We start from the raw sequence: 17397 nt of genomic DNA, 5'->3' as shown, positions 1-17397 counted from the left end.
GGCCACCCGTTGCAACGACGACGTGTTCACCCCGCGCGGCCGCTCCGGCCGCGCCGACGAGATGATCGCCGCGGTCCCGGCGAAGCAGTGGCGCCGGATCTCCGTCGGCGACGGCGCGCACGGCAGGCGCGAATNCTCCTGGGTGCGGATCCCGATCCGGATCGCCTGGGCNCCCGGGCGCGGGCACTGGCTCCTCGCCCGCCGATCTCTCTCCGATCCGACCGAGATCGCGTACTACATCTGCGCCGGACCCCGCCGNACCACGCTCACCGANCTCGCCACCGTCGCCGGATCGCGGTGGCGGGTCGAGGAATGCTTCCAGCAGGCCAAGAACGAGGCCGGCCTCGACCACTATCAGGTGCGCACCTACCGGGCCTGGTACGCCCACATCACCTTGTCGATGCTGGCCCTCGCCTGGCTCGCCGGGTCGAAAAACCAAGCGATAAAGGGGGAATAGGGATCGAAGATCAGGGCATGATCGCGTACACGGTACCCGAGGTCCGCCGGCTACTCGTGCAACTGATCCTGCGACACGCGCATCCCGATGAGCACATCTGGTCCTGGTCCCACTGGCGACGACGCCGGCAACACCAGGCCCGCACCTCCCACTATCGACGCCGCGGTCACCTACCATAAGTGCCGTTGCAGTATTAGGTGCCGCCGACTGCTGGGTGGTCGGCGAGAACTCCGCCAGCGCTGCCGGGTGCGCGGACAGCAGCGTGCGGTGCACACGGGCGTCAACACCAAGCAGAAAACACCGATCTAGTCTAGCAACTATGCGAAAGGAATCGTAGGTTGCTAATCCTCGCCGGCCCTCCCCACACACAGCCGAAAACACGATCAAATTCTGTGAAGTCGTAGAAGGTCGACGCTGAAAAGTATCCTCACGACTCGTTCCTCCTCATCGGTTCCCGTTAGATACGGGTGGTAGATGCGGCGATGTCGCGGTACGGCTTTGCCGTGAAGTCTCGAACTCCCCCACTGGTTCGATGCACATATGCGCCCAGCGCATCTGTGCCCGGACGTACGCGATCTCACGGACCACATTTCGGGCGGAAACGTTGCGCCAGCCGCCGTAGAGGAGTCGGAGCAGTGCTATAGGGACGTGGGATAGGAGCGTCGGCATGCGGTGCCTCCTGTAGGTGGTCGGCGCAGTGCGCCCAAAGAGCACATGTCAGAGCACGCCGAGGTCGAATCATAGGGCAAGAACGAACCCGTGGAGGGGAGAGAACAGAATTCGATTCTCAGTCTTTGGCAGCAGCTTTGTCTGGCAGTCGAGTTCTAATTCGTCCCAGGCGGACCAAGGTTGTGAGCATATCGGTTCGAGGATGCGTTCCTGCGCGACGAGCGCGGGCACAATCGCTTCACTGGGATGCCTGTCGTAGAATCCGGCGAACGCGTCCGCTCGGACTGCAGACCGGAACGGCGGACCTCAATTTCCTATCTTCGGCAGGACGAGTGCGATACGCAACTTCGAGTCGATCGTCTGGCTGAGCGCGAGTGATTGGTCGAGCAACGGGCCGAGATCTTGTACTTTGGCATCGGCCACGGAGAGTGTCTTCACGATCTCCGCAGCCGGGGCGGCCGCTGCGTTCGCCTGATCGGTGGCGGACTGCCCCGCTTCGATGATCCCTCCGAGCGGGGCGTCCGCGGACTTCAACGAGTCGCCCAAAGAATGCAAGTGATCGCCAAGCGTGCCCAATGTGTGGTCGGCCCGGCTGAGGGAGTCGAGCACTCCGACTACCTGAGGTAACCCCGCGTGGAGGGCCTGATCTGCGGGAGGCAACTGCTGTGCACCGTCCAGCGCCTGGTCGGTGGTGTCGTCGACGATCTCCGCTTGTGCGACTCCATCTTTGAAGATGTCGTTGGAAATACTCAGATCGCGTGTCACGATCAGGATGCCAGCGAGAACTGCGATGGTAAAGGATAGGGCGATCGCCCAGGAGAGCCGTAACATGTGTTCTGCCTTTCACTCGCTCAGTGGCCGGTATCGAACTGGTGTGAGTGATCACGAGGGGGGCGTGGGTGCGACACCGAGGGCGGGAAGATTGAGGTCGTTGACCGGGGGGCCGATCACAGCGAGAAGGGGACCGAACTCCTGCACGTGGGCGGCCTCTTCCCGAACGACCGCGAGGGTCGCAGAGATTGCGGAGGCTTTGGGGCCGAGCGCGCCGAGGGATCCCTGGACGGTGGTCAGTCCGTTATTGATTGCCTCCAGTTGGGTCGTCACGGATCCCACTGCCGTGGACAGGCCGGCCACTGTGGGACTGGCGTTGTCGGCACGACCGGTCACCTTCACCAGGAGGTCGGGCAGCGGCGCTGCGATCTCGCTGACCGTGCTAGTGGAGGCGTTCAGCGTCTTGGCTTGGCCGGAGAGTTCACCGGCCTTGTCGGTGAGTCCTTCAAGATCGTTCGCGAGCGGCGTCAGGGTCTGGATGTCGGAGGCCAGCCGCGCATGCTTGGGCACGAGAATCCCGGTCAGGGTGTCGAATTGGCCGGCAGAGTCGATCAGTTCGAGACTGAGTTTCGATGGCCGCCCCAGCGGATCGCTCACATCGCGCACAGCGGGAAAGAACCCGTTGAGAGCGCACAACAGTACGGCCGATCCCACTCCCAGCGTGAGAACGAGCGCGGTCCATACCTTCTTGGTTATCATCAGTTCCCTTCGGGGGCAGGAATGAATGTGTCGGTGGCGGGAACGAGCGCGAGCTTGTTCGTCGTGCGAGTGAGTTCCGCGTTGAGCTGGTTGACCAGATCGATGGCTTGGGTGAGTTCGTTGTCGACGCCAGACACCGTGGTGTTCGCGCTTGCCGATATCTGGTGCAGGGATGCCGCTGAGCCCTGCAACGTGGTGGCGACACCCTCAAGTTGGTTGGCGATCTGGGTGTCTCCCTGACCTGCGGCGAGCAGCGTACGCGCGTTCGGCAGGAGTGCGTCGAGGTGGTCGACGTCGGTCGCGGTGGCAGCGTTGAGCTGGGTCAGCACACCGGCGAGCTCGTCGAGTTGCCTGCGGGCGGTGGCGGGCGCGGTCAGATCCGCGCGTTGGGCGAAGAAGTCGTTGGTGAGGCGGAAGTTGTCCACGACGGTGCGCGCGCTGTGTTGCACCTGTAGGCCCTTGTGGATGGAGGCCACCACCAGTGCGAACAGGACCACTGCGACGACCGCGGCCAAACGGCCCAGCCACTCGGTCGCCACCGAGAACCCGGTTACGTCGGGGATCGCGGGCACAAGCACATCCGTCCGGTGCGGCATCGCACCTTTTCGGTAGGGCAGCGCCGTCGCCGGCACATCGAATCGCTGATATTTGGTCAGGCCTCGGGGCGGGAACGCGTCGGGAGGTAAATCGTTGGGCTGCTGCATATCAAGTCCAGTTGGAGTAGTAGTGGTGCCGGTTCGTCGACGGTGAAAGTGTGCTCAGCCAGGAAGTGGAAGCATCTGGTTGATCGTTTTCGCCGATTCGACAGAGACCCTCAGGTCGTTTACCAGCCCCTGCACGATCACCAGCAGCTGGTTTCCCTGCTCTCCGAACGCGGCGGCCGAGGACACCAACGGGAGCACGGTGTTCTGGACCTCGCCGAGAATGGACTGGATGTTGGTGAGCTGGTCGTTGGTCATCTGGGCACCCTCGGTGCTGCTGGCCAGCATCGCCGCCGCCGGGGCGATTGCCTCGTCCAACTTGATCAGTAGCGGACCGAGCGCGGCGGTGGCATCGAGCGCGGTTTGTGCCGTATGGGTGAGCTCGGTCAGTTGCCGGAGTTGGCCGGTCACCTTGTCGTTGACGTCTACGATGCCCTGGGAAGCGGCGATGCTCGTCACATTGGCACGCTGCTGATTGTCGAGTCGGTTGTTCAGGTTGAACACTACGAACGTGAGCAGGCCGAGTACACCGACCGCCACGATCGCCAGAACCATTCGAGCGGGGCCCCCGCGGCTTCCGAAGAAAATCACAGAACGTCTCCTACTTTCCTGACAGGTCGCTTGCGGATTCCTCTGCGGATACCCGGGCGTCGTGAACCTTCGCCGCCGTCGAACGGGCGTCGTCGAGGATGGCCCCCAGCGTGGCGCTGTTGGCCGCCAGTGCCACGGTGGCGCCATCGACGGGCGGCTGCAACGAGTTGATGTGCGTCGTCAGAGTGTCGAGTGAAGCGACGAGGTCGGTCACATTCGCGCCGGCCCGATCGAGCGTCGCCTGTACATCGCCACTGATCTGACCGGTCAAGTTATTGAGCTCGGTGGTGACGGTCGCATCGGTGATGAGAACGCTTGCAAGCGCGGTCTTCATCTTCTCGAGCGACGCGAACGCGGACAGTGTCACCTTCTCGTGCTCGACGATCTTGTCCAGCGCAGGGTTGTAGTTACCGGCGGACACGACCGCTTGGTCCAGACGGTAGGGGGTGGCGGTCAGGTCGTAGATCCTCGGGCCCAGGTAGAACACAGAGACCGGAATCAGGGCGAGTAGGAGCAGCCCTCGGACGGTGTTCGTGGCCTTCGAGGCCCGAGGCGGTTCTCCGCCAGGCACGACGTCGCTCGCCGCATAGGGCAATTCGAACTGCATTGTCCGGTCGTCGTAGGCGTGACTGGCTGGGTGGCTACGGCCCGGGAGCGAGGTCATGATTCGATCACCGAGACCAACGCGATGGTGCGCAGCGCGGTCACGGTGTGGGTGAGCAGTCCCTTGACGATGAGCTTGTGCTGCAAGATTTGCCCGAGCACCGTCATGCCCCGGTGGGTGAAGAAGCCCACGGGGATGAGTCCGCCAGCCTTCATCGGCAACTGTGACACGTCCACGATCTGCTCGACGGTGGCGATGACGGTCACGGCGGGTTTCCCGACGACATCGTTGTAGACGACTGCCTCGTCTGTGCCGAATACGATCGTGCAGGCGCTGTCGGTGTCCGTACTGATAATGGAAACAGGTCGAGCGATCTTGCGTGCGAACTTGATTCGCGTAGGAAAATTTTCGAGGTTCTGCCCGAGCAGCATCCCGACAATATTCGCGACGCCATTCGCGTCCTCACCATCGAACAAGCTGACGGGGTACGTATCGGGTTTAACAGTGGTCATGGGGCGGGCCTTTCAAAGCAGGAGGGTGACGACGTGTCGTGCGGTCTCGCACGGGGACTCATCCGGGCGGAGGGTCGGGCATCCCAGATGAACAGGAAGGTATTGAGGACGACTCTCGCGTTCTAGACACCGCGGACATCAGGTCCTTGGCGAACTTGATCTGCCCCGGGACGATGACGCCGAACACAGAGGAGTTGCGTGGCGGCCACTCGACATGTCATTGCAGACAATCCGGACGAGAGTTTCGAGAATCCTGACACGGTCACCAACAAGTTGAAAGGCGTTTCAGCTTATCGGTTATCAATCCGACCTGCTGGAATCGGCATGAGCGCGGTGAACGCCGCGCAGGTCATCGACTCCGAACCTCCGTGCCAAGGCAGTTCGTGACCTTCAGCGGCCACCGTAGAGAGAGCGTGTTGCGAATCGGTCGTCAACGACGACGTTGGAAGCGACACCTTCACATGAAAATGGATCTCAGCGGACACCAGCCCGGCGGGGGCCGTCGCCGGGCTGGTGTATGGCCGCGCCAAGGGCGCGTGGGAGAAACGCCCTCCCACGCACCGACCCTCACTGCGAGAGGCCCGCCATCCGCGTCATGCCGCGGACCCCGAGACCGCCGTCGCTATTGATTATGGTGCCGGTCACCGCCGAGGTACGCTCCCGCGAGGCGAGAAGCGCGTATGACCAAGAGTGATCCTCAGGCTGGGCGACGACGCCCAGCGGATTGATGCCCTCGATTAGACCCTCGATGTCTGGCACGTCCTTGAGGCTTTGGCCCTCGTTGGCCAGGGCCGGGATGCCGCGCAGTTCGGTGATAGTGCCGCCTGGTGCAACGCCGTTGACGCGTACCTTCGGCGCCAGCTCGTACGCGAGTTCGGCCACAAGGCCACGGACAGCGAACTTCGACGACACATACAGCGGACCGCCGCCACCGGGATAGAAGGCGGCGTTGGAAAGGGTAAGGATGATGTCGCCCTCGTTCTCGATCAGCTGGTCGAGCGCCGCCTTCACACTCAACAGATTGCTCTTTACGTTGACGCCGAAGAGTTGATCGAACGCCTCACTGATCCTGTCCTTGGGCAGTTGTGGAATCTCGGTGAAGTAGTCGAATACGCCGACCACGCAGACGAGCGTGGTAAGCGGCCCGAATGCGTCCACGACGTCGGCGACGGCGCGTTCGTTATCAGCCATCGACGTGGCGTCGCCTTCCGTCACCACGACGGAGTCGGCGGGCAGTGCGTTACGCAAGTCCTTCACCTTCTCCGGAGAGATTTCGAGGACCCCCACTTTCGCGCCTTCTTGCACGTAGAGCTCGACCACAGCGCGGCCGATACCCGATCCGCCGCCGGTGACGAGCGCCACCTTGCCGTCCAGAAATCCCACGGGATCAGTCCTTTCTGAATAGAGCCGACAGGGGGCTCGCTTTGAGTTCCGAGCCCGGGCCGTAGGGCGTGTTGAGTAGCGCCGAGTAGAACTCCGGCGTCTGCCAGGTGAGGCTCTCGAGTTGCAGCGGATCCAGATGAGTCTGGAATCCGAGGCGCGGCGACGTGACGACGAGACGCTCACCACTGCCGGTGCGGGTGTAGCCGACCTGGATCACCGTGAACTCGTTGGCGACCTGGATTATCGGCTCTGCGCCGTCGTTGTGGATGATGCTCATGATGACTCCTCCGTCACATAATCAGGGCGAGGTTGTGTGTCATGATTGTTGTCTGATCTAGCAGCACAACACGTTTGGCCATCAGGAAGCTATCGCCTGCGCGCCGGAGGACATCCGTACGCTCGCCCGAGAGGACATCGTATGTAGCAACGTCACCGCGGGTGCGGTAGAGCAGCAGGTTCGAGGTGACCTTGAACTCGTCCTCACTATCACCCGTAGCGACCCGAACGTTGGTGACGAAGTGCCGTGAACGCGACGGCGGATCCTCCGCCCACGCGTACTCGGTCTCGAGGCGCAGCACGCGCATCTCCATCGAGTCCGCGTCGTCGTCCATATGGGTCATTCCCTCGACGACGTCGGTCACGGCCTCACGTTCCCGGGTGACCCGAATCGGCACAACGTAGCTCAGATCCTCGGTGACGAGTGCCAGCCACTCCCGGTACTTCCCGGCGTCGAGCAGCTCTGCCTCCATGTAGAGCCATTCGGTGATCTCTCGAACGGTGGTGTCCGAGACCCGTGTCTGCGTATTCATGGCCTACGCCTCCGCTTTAGCTGGGGACTTGGACTTAGCTGCCGCCGGGGTCGACGCGTCCGCCGTGCCACTGCCGTTGCTGTTGCCGTCGCGCAGCGGTGACTCCGCGAGCATGAGCTGCATCCAGTATTCGAGGAAGTTGCGCTGGTTAGCCTCGGCGTAGTCCAGTGGGTAGGCCTCTCCCGGTCCGGTCCAGTTCGGATCGGGTTCGAGAACGCCGCGGCCCATCTGATAGTTGAGTTCCCCGGTCTTGGCGAACTGGCCGCCCATAACACGGGTGATGCTGCGCCAGTTCTCGGCGTCGTCCTGTTCGAAGCCGCCGGAGATTCCGAAGGTGCGCAGGTAGGACTTATAGCTCTCGTCCTTGAACCAATCGGGTGCGTCCTTCTCCACGAGGAAGAAAGACATCACCTCCATCTTGTCCGGTCCGAGCGGATGCCAGAGGCGCAGCGTCAGGAATGCAGTCGGCGCAGAGAGGTGATCCTTCCCCATCAGGAAGTTGCCGATCGATAGATTCGGGAACACGGTGCCATGGATGAAGGCAGTGGGCCGGAAGATTTCGACCTGCTCCGGCGTGAGCCGACGTTCCAACTCTTCAACGATGTTCTCCGGAAGGCCCATGAACTCCGGCAACGGCATACCCGGCGGCGGACCAATGATACCCAGGCCGTGCCCGTGCCCGGTGTGGATGTGTTCGCCATAGAGCGCGAACTGCGGGTCGGGCGGGGCGAGCCCCAGCTCGACCATCGAGCGGTGGGTCATCATGGTGTGATACGCGTCGCCGACAAAGTTGTCGGCACCGAGCTTCCAGTTCGCGTCGATCACCCAACGCTGCGGCGCGCCGACGACCTGCAGTCCGGCGTCACTGCGGTCCAGAACAATATCGAGGTAGAACTTCAGGTCGCCGAGGTAGTCCTCGAGCGAATCGGCATGCGGGTCCAGCGAGCCGAAGATCAGGCCCTTGTAGCTGGCCAGATTCGGCATCGGCCGTAGGTTCCAGTCGGATTTCTTCAGCTGATTGCCATACGCATCCTTGCCGGCCGGAACACCGACCAGACTTCCCGTGTTGCTGTAGGTCCAACCGTGGTAAGGGCATCGGAAGTGTGAGGTGTTCCCCATCTCCGCGCGGCACACCTGCATACCGCGGTGGCGGCAAGCATTGAGGTGACCGCGGATCTCACCGCCCTCGTCGCGGCAGACAATGAACTGATCTTCGGAGATGTACCGCACAACGTAGTCACCGCGCTCGGGGATCTCACTCTCATGCGCGAGGAAAACCCACGCATGACCAAAGATCCGCTCGCGCTCGACGTCGTGCACCTCTGGATCGTTGATGATCGCGGCCGGGACGGTCCAGTCGGAATTCACGTCATGCAAACCCTTTTGGAGGGTCTGCCGGAGTTCGTTGCTCAGCATGCTTTCAGCCTTCTCGAGTCAGACATTCTTTTCTCCTTCTGGAAGTCGGGGCCTACGAGACGAATTCCGCACAGGCAAAGTCATCTACTTGACTGACGTTCTAACATGTTAGTATCTTTGCTCACATCGGTCAACGTAATTTTGTGTCGCAGGTCACCGACAACCTGTTTATGTGCCGTAGGCCATCAATAAGGAGAACGCAACATGACAACACCCGTACTTTCGCCCGAGTGGATGCAGACATATGGCGAGCTGTGGAACAACACCGAGGCGACACGCCAGGGACTCAAGGAACTGAGCATGGTCATCGAGTACCGACTCGCCGAGGACGAGAGCCGCGCAGGTCAGATCCAGGTGGTCTCGGGCGAGGTCGTCCGGGCGGGTGCCCCGGCTGACGGCGTCAAGCCAGAGTTCGTGCTGACAGCCAATACGGACATCTGGCAGCGCCTCGGCAAGGGCGAACTCCCGGCATCCAAGGCGATGGTCACTCGCATGGTCAAGTTCCGCGGGCCAATGTCGGTCGCTCTGGCCCACCTTCCATCCCTGGAAGCAGCAATGAAGATGATGGGCCAGATCGATGGCACAGACTGGTCGGTGTAACGGGACAATGCCTCTCACCGGACAGTGAAATGTCCGTGCCGCCTTGAGCATCCGCCGCTGCGGAACAACAGAGCAGGGCGGCGTCCTGGTCGCGCACGCGACCAGGACGCCGCCCTGCGGCTTGGTCACATCATCAGCAATGGGCATACACGGGTCGTGTACAGAAAAACCATCCTCCACTTCGCCCTTCCATACTAGTACAACAACCGAGGAGAAGGTCCGTGAAGACTCTCATCGCAACGGAAGAGACGCAGGCGGACCCGGCAACCGAGCTGTGGATCTGCGAGGTCTGCGAATTCGTGTACGACCCCAAGTTGGGCGACCCGGATGGTGACATCTCCCCAGGAACCGCCTTCCAGGATATCCCCGACGACTGGGTCTGCCCGGTCTGCGGGGCACGCAAGAAGGAATTCCGCAAGATCAAGCCGGGCGAGGAATACCAGGACGTGAGCGAAGACTCGTGACGAGCGAGCTGATGAGCGTTTCCCACGGTTGGGTGATTTCGGTGTTGCGGATTCCCGCACCCACTCCGACCGCGTGGCCACGCCATGAACCTAACCATGCGCCAGACCACCGAGCACTGCAACGCTTCTTGGATGGACCGCGCCGCAAGGGAACGGCCGGCGCGAATACTCCTGGGTGCGGATCCCGATCCGGATCGCCTGGGCACCCGGGCGGGGGCACTGGCTGCTCGCCCGCCGATCCCTGTCGGATCCGACCGAGATCGCGTACTACATCTGCGCCGGACCTCGGCGTACCACGCTTACCGAACTCGCCGCCGTCGCTGGCTCGCGGTGGCGGGTCGAGGAATGCTTCCAGCAGGCCAAGAACGAGGCCGGCCTCGACCAGTACCAGGTGCGCACCTACCGGGCCTGGTACGCCCACATCACCTTGTCGATGCTCGCGCTCGCCTGGCTCGCCGGGGCGAAAACCGAAGCGGTAAAGGGGGAATCGGAACCAATGATCAGGGCATGATCGGCTACACGGTACCCGAGATCCGCCGTCTACTCGTGTATCTGATCCTGCGACACGCCCACCCCGACGAGCACTTCTGGTCCTGGTCACACTGGCGCAGACGCCGACAACACCAGGCCCGCGTCTGTCATTACCGAACCCGCGGCCACCTGCCATAAGTGCCGTTGCAGTACTAACCCTGGGGTTTTTTGAAGTTCTAGGGATGGCAGCTGGGGCCGACGTGGCCGTAAGTCCCGCATCGTAGGCCGCTCGGTCAGCATCGGCGGACGCGAAAGGCGTGGGCGGCGGGTCGTCAGACGGACGCGGCGCGGGGCATACTGACCGGCATCACTTCGTACTGCTTGGTCGGGCGGTGCAGGCGCGGATCGCTCATCCACTGCGAGACACGATCACGGTGGGCCATGACGAAGCGGCAGTACGACACACCCTCTGCCCGACAGGCGATCTCTTGCACATCGATGGGGAGGCCTGTTGCCTCCGAGGACCAGCCTGCCGCGTATCCCGCCTGAAGATGGCACGCCCGGCTACGATGCCCGTCGTTCAGCGCCTCCCGTGCACTAAACGAGTTGTCCGACTCCCACAGGACGAGGAAGTCCTCGTCGAGCTTCGGCTCCCACAACAGCAGTTGGACGTCTCCGTAGCCCGCCCATGCAAAGTGGAACGGGCCGGTAAGGACGCGATACTGCGGTTCGGTCATACCAATTCTGCGATCGGTGAAGAAGGCCGCAGCGTGACTGAGCCCGATGAGACGACCGAACCGGTACATCACGGCGGGTGCCAGTTCGGCACCGAGGATCTCGACCAGCTCACGCGGCAGGTCGCTGGCCACGACGTGGGTCGGGACCAAGGCGTGGGGAATGCCGGCGAGTGACACCTGGGCACGGCCCGGATCGCGCCTGAAGCGCTCCTGATACTCGCACATGTCATCGAGGGCACGAGCGATCAATGCCGACACCTGTGTCTGAGTCATGGCTTCTCTCCTCCGCGGGTGGACGCACCCTCCAGATAGACGACGAAGCGGTCGCCACACCGACGGCTGTGCTGCTCTGCGAGGGTCCGCGCGCGCTTGGCGCCACGTCGCTCGAGCGCCTCGAAGATGGCCCGGTGCTCGATTCTGGATTTCGCCATCGACTCCCCCATCTGGTCGCCAGCGAACGGAAGCCGCGCAAGCTGATAGCGCAGCAGCGACCATAGGCCCTCAACGGTCTGGATGAGCCGCGGCATGCCGCTGCCCTCGATGATCTTCAGGTGGAACTGGTAATTGAGGTCACCGTAGGCCACTTCGTCCGCTCGATCAATGGCCACCTCCATCCGCTCAAGCACGCCACCGAGCTCAGCGAGCTGCTTGGCGCTCATCGCTTTGGCAGCAGCCTCGGCGGCGAGGCCTTCGAGCACGCCACGTATCGCGAACAGCTCGGTGACGGCCGTGGAACTCGGCCGAACAACGCGACACCCGACCTGGGGGATGATCTCCACGAGTCCCTCTGACTCCAGTCGCTTGAGAGCCTCGGATATCGGCGTGCGACTAATCTGCAGCTCTTCGGACAGTGCGTAAGTCGAGAGCGTGTCGCCGGGCTGCCAACGCCCGCGGAGAATCTCCGCGGTGAGCTGCTCGTACGCTTGACCGCTTCGATTGAGGCGCTGGCTGACCATGGGATCCTAGAGGTGTGCGAAGTGAACGATTCACTCCAGTGTATTGCACCGGTGGACGCGCAGAGTGTATTGCACCGGTGGACGCGCAGAGTGTATTGCGCCGGTGGACGCGCTAACCACCCTGGTTAGCATGTTACTATGCTAACCAGATAGTTTGGGTGATTTCGGTGTTGCGGATTCCCGCACCCACTCCGACCGCGTGGCCACGCCATGAACCTAACCATGCGCCAGACCATCGAGCACTGCAACGCTTCTTGGATGGACCGCGCCGCAAGGGAACCCGAGCCGAGGGCACGTGACGGGCTGGGGTCTCGCCAAAGCCGGGCGACCAGGAATTCCGGGTGATCGACACTCCGCGAGCAGGTCTCGCAGCGCCGCCGGCCACCGGCAACAGCGCTTGCCAAGATCTCACCCCATCCCGCCAGCCCGATCCGTGACCGACCGCGTCCACCGAAGGGTCTGGAAAACCATCTTCCACTATGCGCCTTAGCGCGCTAGCATACTAGTACGGACAACCTAGGAGGAGTTTCGTGAAGACTCTCATCGCAACGGAAGAGACGCAGGCTGACCCGGCAACCGAGCTGTGGGTCTGCGAGGTCTGTGAAGACGTGTACGACCCCAGGCTGGGCGACCCGGAGGGTGGCATCTCCCCAGGAACTGCCTTCCAGGACATCCCCGACGATTGGGTCTGTCCGGTCTGCGGGGCACGCAAGAAGGAATTCCGCAAGCTCAGGCCGGGCGAGGAGTACCAGTACGTTGGCGAAGACCTCGTGACAGGCGAGCTGGGATGAGTACTCCCCCCAGCGGCCGCGTCCTCGTCTGCGTCAAGCAGATACCCGCCCCGAGTACGGTCGCCTTCGACGAACGCACCAAACGCATTCACCGCGATTCCGACGCTGCAATCACCAACCCCGCCGATCTGTGTGCTCTCACGCACGCACTCTCGCTGCGCGATGCGCTCGGCTGGGAGGTAGTTGTCGTCACCATGGGACCACCCGCCGCCCAGGCGACCCTCCTCGACGCACTACACCGAGGCGCCGACCACGCCATCCATCTTCTCGACCGTCGTTTTGCTGGGGCCGACACGCTGGCGACGGCCCGCGCGATCGCCCGCCTCGTCGAACGTGAATCGCCTGACCTCGTCCTCACCGGCCGCTGGACGCTTGATGGCGCCACCGCACAGGTCGGTCCGCAGGTCGCCGAACTGGTCGGCCTGCCGCAACTCACGCAAGTCCTGTCGCTGCACCCCGGCGACGACGGTCGCATCCGGGCCGAAGTGGAAACCGACATCGGGACGGAGGACTGGTCCATCGAGCTGCCGGCATTGGTGTCGGTCGGACGTGGAATGGAGCCGCCCTGGGTCGTCGACGCCGTCGACGCCGCGGCCATCGAGACGGTCACCGCAGATGACCTCGGAGGAGGCCCTCGCGACTTCGGGACACGCGGATCACCGACTTTCGTCGTCGAGATCCGTCCCGGGCATAGCATGCGCTCCACGGAGCACGACGCCGACGCCGCCGCCAGCATGATGACTGCCGTATTGGCGGCGGCCCGCGAGGACCTCGGGGCCGCGACCTACGTGGCAGGTCCGTCATCTTCGCAGCGGGAGATCTGGGCTGTCGCCGAGCCGCTGCCAGGTGGCGGGCTTCACCCCACCAGCCTTGAAGCCCTCGCCTGCGCCCGCTCGGTCGCTGCCGAGCTGCATTCTAAGACCGTTGCCGTCCTCCCCGGTGCGCACAATAGCGACGCGCTGCGCGTCCTGCACGCGCACGGGGCGGACCGGGTGATCGTGCTCAGTGACGCCGGGCTCGCGGAGTATGCCACGGAGCGCTTCACTCGCGCCCTCAGCGCAGCGATCAGCGCCGGCTCGCCGTTCGCGGTGATCGCCCCGTTCAGCGCCCGGGGGCGCGACTACGCGCCGCGCGTCGCGGCCCGACTGGGCCTCGGGCTCACCGGGGATTTCGTCGCGCTTGAGGTACGTGGCGCAGACAGCGACGATCCGGACCTGCTCTGGCTCAAGCCTGCGCTCGCGGGAAACGTGCTCGCTCCTGTCATCGCGCACACCACCCCATCGATGGGCACACTACGCCCCGGGTCCTTTTCGGTCGCCGCCGTCCGAGACGAAGGCCATCCGCAGATTGACGTCCTTGAGCTGGCCGACGATGTCGCCCACGACCGGTGCATGCCGATCGAGCGGCGGGTCGAGAATCCCGAAGCTCCCCATCTGACAGCCGCGCGGGTGGTCATCGGCCTGGGACCCGGACTCGATGCGGCGACACGGCGGGCTGCCGAGCGGTTGGCGCAGACGACTGACGGTGCAGTGGCGGCCACCCCTGCTGCGGTGGCCGCGGGCGATGCGCCGCAGCAGATCGAGATCGGACCACTCGCCCGCACTATCTCCCCTTCGTTCTATCTGGGCCTGGGGCGACACGACCCTGGGACCCTCCGCGCGGTGGCTGGAGCAGGGAAGATCGTCGTGGTGGACCCGGACGCTCAGCTCGACGAACTATCCGGCCTCGCCGACGCAATCGTCACTGCGGATATCGAATCAATCCTTGGCGATCTGTTAACGCAAGTGCTAGGAACGCACACTTTTTGACAAGGCTACGGTCGGTGGAGTGTGGGCTTGATCATCGTGTGTCGATCTGTCTGTGGTCGAGGTGCATGGGTGGGTGGAGGTTCCAAGCACTGATTTTCCACGTTTCCAGATCGAGCGAATGTCACGTCCAGATGGTCCAGCCGCACAACTTCCAATGGTCGTTGTATTGACGGCCCGGACCCACGATTCACCACGAGGAGATTCATATGAGCATCCCCATGTCTGCCCGGGACCTACAGGGCGTCTACAACATCCTCCCGACCCCGGCCCTCAAGGACGTCGATCTGCTCGCCGTCGAGGACACGGTCGACCACGAGGAGACCGTCCGGCTCGTCCGATCGGTCCTCGACGGGGGCGTCGACGGGATCATGACCAACGGTACGTTCGGTGAGGCCGCGACCTTGTCGCAGAAAGAGCTCGAAGGGTTCGTCGGCCAGGTTGTGCGCGAGGTCGACGGCGCGGTGCCCGTGTTCGCCGGCGCTACCGCGTTGAGCACCCGGGAGACCATCCTGCGCGGTCGCCGGCTGATGGACCTGGGCGCCACCGGGCTTTTCCTCGGCCGTCCCATGTGGTGCCGGTGCGACGACGAGACCATCATCGGCTATTACTCCGACGTGGCCGCCGCGCTGCCGCACGCCCCGATCGTGATCTATGACAATCCCGAGGTCTTCAAGGGCAAGATTTCGACGGCCGTCTACCGAAAGCTGGCACAGATCCCCACGGTCATCGGCGCCAAGTATGTCGCGTTGGGCGAGGGCTACGAGGCAGATGTCGCGGCCTGCGGCGACGACCTGGCGATCATGCCCCTGGACACCGACTGGGTCAGCGCCCGCCAGCGGGTGGGCGAGGCCGCCCGGGCGGTGTGGACCGGAAGCGGAAACTGCGGCATGGCTCCGCTCGTCGCACTTCGGGAGGCGATCGGCTCGCAGGACGAGGACGGCGCCCGGGTGATCACCGACGAGATGCGGCATGCGATGGAGACCCTCTTCCCGCACGGAAGTTTCGCGGAGTTCTCGCTGTACAACATCCCGCTGGAGAAGGCGCGTTTCGCCGCCGCCGGGCTCGTCGATCCAGGACCGGCGCGTCCGCCGTACCACCACCTTCCCCAGGAATACCTCCGCGGGGCGCATGAAGCCGGGACCCGCTGGGCCCAGCTGCAGCAGAAATACACCCAGGCGACCGTCGTCGCCACCACCACGAAGGAACTGTGACATGGCTCATCAGAAGCTGTCCTACGCCGAGCTGCGCGTGAAGGACTTGGCGAAGGAACTGGAGTTCGCCACCGAGGTGCTCGGCCTCGAAGTGTGCTCCCGCGACGGCGATACCGTCTATCTGCGCTGCGGGTACGACGACTACGTCGACCTGAGCATCACCCAGGGCGGCACCGGCGTGAAGAACTTCGCCATCCAGGTCGACGGGCAGGAGGACCTCGACCGCATGGCCACACGTCTGGCTGATGAAGGCGTCGCGACGGAGACTTCCACCGATCGCGTTCCCCAGGTAGAGAAGTCGCTGTCCCTGCAGCTGCCCAGTGGCCACGACATGGAGTTCGTGGTGCTGCGGAACAACACGCAGACCCACATCCAGCCGGCCTTGACCAAGGTGAAAAAGACCTACGGTGGCGTCAACCCGATCGACGTCGACCACATCACCCTGCGCGTCGAAGACGTCAAGGGCACGGCGGAGTTCCTGAAGACAGTCCTGGACTTCCGTATCTCCGAGGCGTTCTCGCCGGCACCGGGCGAGTGGGGCGCGGCCTGGACCCGGGTGGGGGAATACCACCACGACGTGGCGATGATGCAGAAGCGGCACCCCGGGGAGACCCTCGACCACCTGTGCTGGACGCTCGTCAGCTGGGAGCACATCAAGAACGCCTGCGACTACTTCGCCCAGGCCGGTCTGCTCACCGAGACCCACCCGGGCCGGCACGGGGTGGGCGGCAATCTCTACACCTACCTCTGGAGCCCGGGCGGCAACCGCTACGAGCTCAACGCCGAGATGCCACGCATGGTCAACACCCCGGCCGAGCCCAAGATCTGGACCGACCTCCCGTCGATGTTCAGCGCGTGGGGTGATCTGCCTCCCGAGTCCTTCACCTTCGGGTCCTGAGCCATGCCAGAGTTCCAGAGCGACCTGACCCAGGCGGAGTTCGACAGCTTCCTCTCCGACCTGAAGAAGATGAAGTCTCGCGACGACCAGCACGTGGCCGAGCAGCACCTCGTCGTGTCCTCCTCCGACGCCCACTGGCTGACCGAGGAACAGACGGGTAACCCCTCGGAAATCGGTTTGCTGCTGCGCGTGCCCATGAAGACCACGGAGTTCTTCCTGCAACGCATCCCGGCCGCGTCGGCCACCGACCTGCAGCGCCACGTCCACGAGTCGATCCACTACGTGATCTCGGGCAGTGGCTGGTCGGAGATCGGAGATCAGAAGGTGACCTGGACCAAGGGGGACTTCGTGTACACACCCCCGTGGATCTGGCACCGGCACTACGCCGCTGACCAGGCCGAGGTGGAGATGATCATCATCGAGAACTCCCGGCTGCTGGGAGCCATCGACGCCNCCCGCCGCGAGAGCCTGGGCAATGTCAGTTTCGACGAGCATTTCGCCACATCCATCACGAGGGAGAACCCAGCATGACCACCTCCACCACCGTTCCCACCGTCGGGCATCTGATCGCCGGGGAGACGACCACCGGCGACAGTTTCCGGGACCACCGCGATCCGGGGCGGCTCTCCGAGGTCGTGGCCCGGATCGCGGTGGGCACTCCGGCCGACGTGGACCGAGCCGTGACCGCCGCGCATGAGGCGTTCCTGTCCTGGCGCGACGTGGCGCCGGCGGAGCGGGCGAGCAAGCTGTTCGAGGCAGCCGAGGTGCTCTCCGGCTGTGCTGAGGAGC

The 17397-nt window shown here is 63.6% G+C and carries 21 protein-coding genes and 2 pseudogenes; 11 read left to right on the top strand and 12 right to left on the bottom strand.

Features of this window, described 5'->3' with window-relative positions; all coding sequences use genetic code 11:
* Positions 1-457, top strand: a pseudogene (locus tag CA951_RS39070) (IS701 family transposase); the annotation flags it as partial.
* A 975-nt stretch (positions 458-1432) separates the two neighbouring features.
* Here the strand turns inward: CA951_RS39070 and CA951_RS39065 are convergent.
* The 6 genes from CA951_RS39065 to CA951_RS39040 are packed head-to-tail and all read right to left on the bottom strand — an operon-like array spanning position 1433 to position 5064.
* The gene (locus tag CA951_RS39065) at positions 1433-1957 is read right to left on the bottom strand and encodes a hypothetical protein (RefSeq protein WP_087561967.1); all 525 of its coding nucleotides are present in this window, start codon (positions 1955-1957) and stop codon (positions 1433-1435) included.
* A 51-nt stretch (positions 1958-2008) separates the two neighbouring features.
* On the bottom strand, positions 2009-2656 hold the full coding sequence (locus CA951_RS39060) for a hypothetical protein (protein ID WP_087561966.1): 648 nt from the start codon (positions 2654-2656) through the stop codon (positions 2009-2011).
* The gene (locus CA951_RS39055) at positions 2656-3360 is read right to left on the bottom strand and encodes a hypothetical protein (RefSeq protein ID WP_087561965.1); all 705 of its coding nucleotides are present in this window, start codon (positions 3358-3360) and stop codon (positions 2656-2658) included. The genes CA951_RS39060 and CA951_RS39055 overlap by 1 nt, the downstream gene beginning before the upstream one ends.
* A 54-nt stretch (positions 3361-3414) precedes the next feature.
* Positions 3415-3948 (bottom strand): hypothetical protein, encoded by a 534-nt coding sequence (locus CA951_RS39050; RefSeq protein WP_087561964.1) that lies wholly within the window; start codon positions 3946-3948, stop codon positions 3415-3417.
* A gap of 10 nt (positions 3949-3958) precedes the next feature.
* A complete protein-coding gene (locus tag CA951_RS39045; RefSeq protein ID WP_087561963.1) occupies positions 3959-4612 on the bottom strand; it encodes a hypothetical protein in 654 nt (217 codons plus the stop codon).
* Positions 4609-5064 carry a hypothetical protein gene (locus tag CA951_RS39040; protein WP_087561962.1) on the bottom strand — a complete coding sequence of 152 codons (456 nt, stop codon included), beginning with the start codon at positions 5062-5064 and terminating at the stop codon, positions 4609-4611. Before CA951_RS39040 ends, CA951_RS39045 begins: the two co-directional genes overlap by 4 nt.
* 198 nt (positions 5065-5262) lie before the next feature.
* Here CA951_RS39040 and CA951_RS43105 point away from each other — a divergent pair, with 198 nt between their 5' ends.
* A complete protein-coding gene (locus CA951_RS43105; protein ID WP_143543175.1) occupies positions 5263-5451 on the top strand; it encodes a hypothetical protein in 189 nt (62 codons plus the stop codon).
* A gap of 180 nt (positions 5452-5631) precedes the next feature.
* On the opposite strand, the gene hcaB is transcribed toward CA951_RS43105, so the two are convergent.
* From hcaB to CA951_RS39020, 4 genes are read right to left on the bottom strand one after another with little or no spacing between them, the layout of a single operon-like run.
* Positions 5632-6447, bottom strand: a complete 816-nt coding sequence (gene hcaB / locus CA951_RS39035; RefSeq protein WP_087561961.1) for a 3-(cis-5,6-dihydroxycyclohexa-1,3-dien-1-yl)propanoate dehydrogenase — start codon at positions 6445-6447, stop codon at positions 5632-5634.
* A 4-nt stretch (positions 6448-6451) separates the two neighbouring features.
* Positions 6452-6724, bottom strand: a complete 273-nt coding sequence (locus CA951_RS39030) for a dihydrodiol dehydrogenase (protein ID WP_087561960.1) — start codon at positions 6722-6724, stop codon at positions 6452-6454.
* A 13-nt stretch (positions 6725-6737) separates the two neighbouring features.
* Complete coding sequence (locus CA951_RS39025) at positions 6738-7256, bottom strand: aromatic-ring-hydroxylating dioxygenase subunit beta (protein WP_087561959.1); 519 nt, start codon at positions 7254-7256, stop codon at positions 6738-6740.
* Between the two features lie 3 nt (positions 7257-7259).
* Positions 7260-8672 (bottom strand): Rieske 2Fe-2S domain-containing protein, encoded by a 1413-nt coding sequence (locus CA951_RS39020; RefSeq protein WP_087561958.1) that lies wholly within the window; start codon positions 8670-8672, stop codon positions 7260-7262.
* Positions 8673-8876: 204 nt separating this feature from the next.
* Here CA951_RS39020 and CA951_RS39015 point away from each other — a divergent pair, with 204 nt between their 5' ends.
* The 3 genes and pseudogenes from CA951_RS39015 to CA951_RS39005 form a co-directional block, all read left to right on the top strand.
* On the top strand, positions 8877-9272 hold the full coding sequence (locus CA951_RS39015; RefSeq protein WP_087561957.1) for an SCP2 sterol-binding domain-containing protein: 396 nt from the start codon (positions 8877-8879) through the stop codon (positions 9270-9272).
* A gap of 221 nt (positions 9273-9493) precedes the next feature.
* Complete coding sequence (locus CA951_RS39010) at positions 9494-9736, top strand: rubredoxin (RefSeq protein ID WP_087561956.1); 243 nt, start codon at positions 9494-9496, stop codon at positions 9734-9736.
* Positions 9737-9887: 151 nt separating this feature from the next.
* Positions 9888-10247: pseudogene (locus tag CA951_RS39005) on the top strand (IS701 family transposase); the annotation flags it as partial.
* Positions 10248-10539: 292 nt separating this feature from the next.
* Here CA951_RS39005 and CA951_RS39000 read toward each other — a convergent pair.
* Together CA951_RS39000 and CA951_RS38995 are read right to left on the bottom strand one after the other, a co-directional pair.
* Positions 10540-11217, bottom strand: coding sequence for a V4R domain-containing protein (locus CA951_RS39000; protein ID WP_087561955.1), 678 nt, complete (start codon positions 11215-11217; stop codon positions 10540-10542).
* Positions 11214-11900 (bottom strand): GntR family transcriptional regulator, encoded by a 687-nt coding sequence (locus CA951_RS38995; RefSeq protein ID WP_087561954.1) that lies wholly within the window; start codon positions 11898-11900, stop codon positions 11214-11216. Before CA951_RS38995 ends, CA951_RS39000 begins: the two co-directional genes overlap by 4 nt.
* 530 nt (positions 11901-12430) lie before the next feature.
* Here CA951_RS38995 and CA951_RS38990 point away from each other — a divergent pair.
* The 6 genes from CA951_RS38990 to CA951_RS38965 form a co-directional block, all read left to right on the top strand.
* Entirely contained in the window at positions 12431-12691 is a 261-nt protein-coding gene (locus CA951_RS38990; protein WP_087561953.1) for a rubredoxin, read from the top strand.
* Positions 12688-14499 (top strand): FAD-binding protein, encoded by a 1812-nt coding sequence (locus CA951_RS38985; RefSeq protein WP_087561952.1) that lies wholly within the window; start codon positions 12688-12690, stop codon positions 14497-14499. Before CA951_RS38990 ends, CA951_RS38985 begins: the two co-directional genes overlap by 4 nt.
* Before the next feature lie 206 nt (positions 14500-14705).
* Positions 14706-15710, top strand: a complete 1005-nt coding sequence (locus CA951_RS38980; RefSeq protein ID WP_087561951.1) for a dihydrodipicolinate synthase family protein — start codon at positions 14706-14708, stop codon at positions 15708-15710.
* A gap of 1 nt (position 15711) precedes the next feature.
* The gene (locus tag CA951_RS38975) at positions 15712-16608 is read left to right on the top strand and encodes a VOC family protein (protein WP_170945401.1); all 897 of its coding nucleotides are present in this window, start codon (positions 15712-15714) and stop codon (positions 16606-16608) included.
* A 3-nt stretch (positions 16609-16611) separates the two neighbouring features.
* Positions 16612-17139: a cupin domain-containing protein gene (locus CA951_RS38970; RefSeq protein WP_256974269.1), complete on the top strand. Its 528-nt coding sequence runs from the start codon at positions 16612-16614 to the stop codon at positions 17137-17139.
* A partial coding sequence (locus CA951_RS38965) for an aldehyde dehydrogenase family protein (RefSeq protein WP_143543174.1) occupies positions 17136-17397 on the top strand: 262 nt, incomplete at its 3' end. The genes CA951_RS38970 and CA951_RS38965, both read left to right, overlap by 4 nt.

The organism is Rhodococcus sp. NCIMB 12038 (genome assembly GCF_002165735.1).
In the GTDB taxonomy this organism is placed as follows: domain Bacteria; phylum Actinomycetota; class Actinomycetes; order Mycobacteriales; family Mycobacteriaceae; genus Rhodococcus_F.
The sequence above is the reverse complement of the archived record's forward strand: the minus strand, read 5'-3'. Positions and strand labels throughout refer to the sequence as shown.

Bases quoted from the DNA above. Each gene is read 5' to 3' on its own strand.
- CA951_RS39020 (WP_087561958.1), bottom strand. From the start codon at position 8,672: ATGCTGAGCAACGAACTCCGGCAGACCCTCCAAAAGGGTTTGCATGAC.
- CA951_RS39030 (WP_087561960.1), bottom strand. From the start codon at position 6,724: ATGAGCATCATCCACAACGACGGCGCAGAGCCGATAATCCAGGTCGCC.
- CA951_RS39045 (WP_087561963.1), bottom strand. From the start codon at position 4,612: ATGACCTCGCTCCCGGGCCGTAGCCACCCAGCCAGTCACGCCTACGAC.
- CA951_RS39060 (WP_087561966.1), bottom strand. From the start codon at position 2,656: ATGATAACCAAGAAGGTATGGACCGCGCTCGTTCTCACGCTGGGAGTG.
- CA951_RS39040 (WP_087561962.1), bottom strand. From the start codon at position 5,064: ATGACCACTGTTAAACCCGATACGTACCCCGTCAGCTTGTTCGATGGT.
- CA951_RS39065 (WP_087561967.1), bottom strand. From the start codon at position 1,957: ATGTTACGGCTCTCCTGGGCGATCGCCCTATCCTTTACCATCGCAGTT.
- CA951_RS39015 (WP_087561957.1), top strand. From the start codon at position 8,877: ATGACAACACCCGTACTTTCGCCCGAGTGGATGCAGACATATGGCGAG.
- CA951_RS39055 (WP_087561965.1), bottom strand. From the start codon at position 3,360: ATGCAGCAGCCCAACGATTTACCTCCCGACGCGTTCCCGCCCCGAGGC.
- CA951_RS38995 (WP_087561954.1), bottom strand. From the start codon at position 11,900: ATGGTCAGCCAGCGCCTCAATCGAAGCGGTCAAGCGTACGAGCAGCTC.
- CA951_RS38975 (WP_170945401.1), top strand. From the start codon at position 15,712: ATGGCTCATCAGAAGCTGTCCTACGCCGAGCTGCGCGTGAAGGACTTG.
- CA951_RS39025 (WP_087561959.1), bottom strand. From the start codon at position 7,256: ATGAATACGCAGACACGGGTCTCGGACACCACCGTTCGAGAGATCACC.
- CA951_RS38980 (WP_087561951.1), top strand. From the start codon at position 14,706: ATGAGCATCCCCATGTCTGCCCGGGACCTACAGGGCGTCTACAACATC.
- CA951_RS38985 (WP_087561952.1), top strand. From the start codon at position 12,688: ATGAGTACTCCCCCCAGCGGCCGCGTCCTCGTCTGCGTCAAGCAGATA.
- CA951_RS39000 (WP_087561955.1), bottom strand. From the start codon at position 11,217: ATGACTCAGACACAGGTGTCGGCATTGATCGCTCGTGCCCTCGATGAC.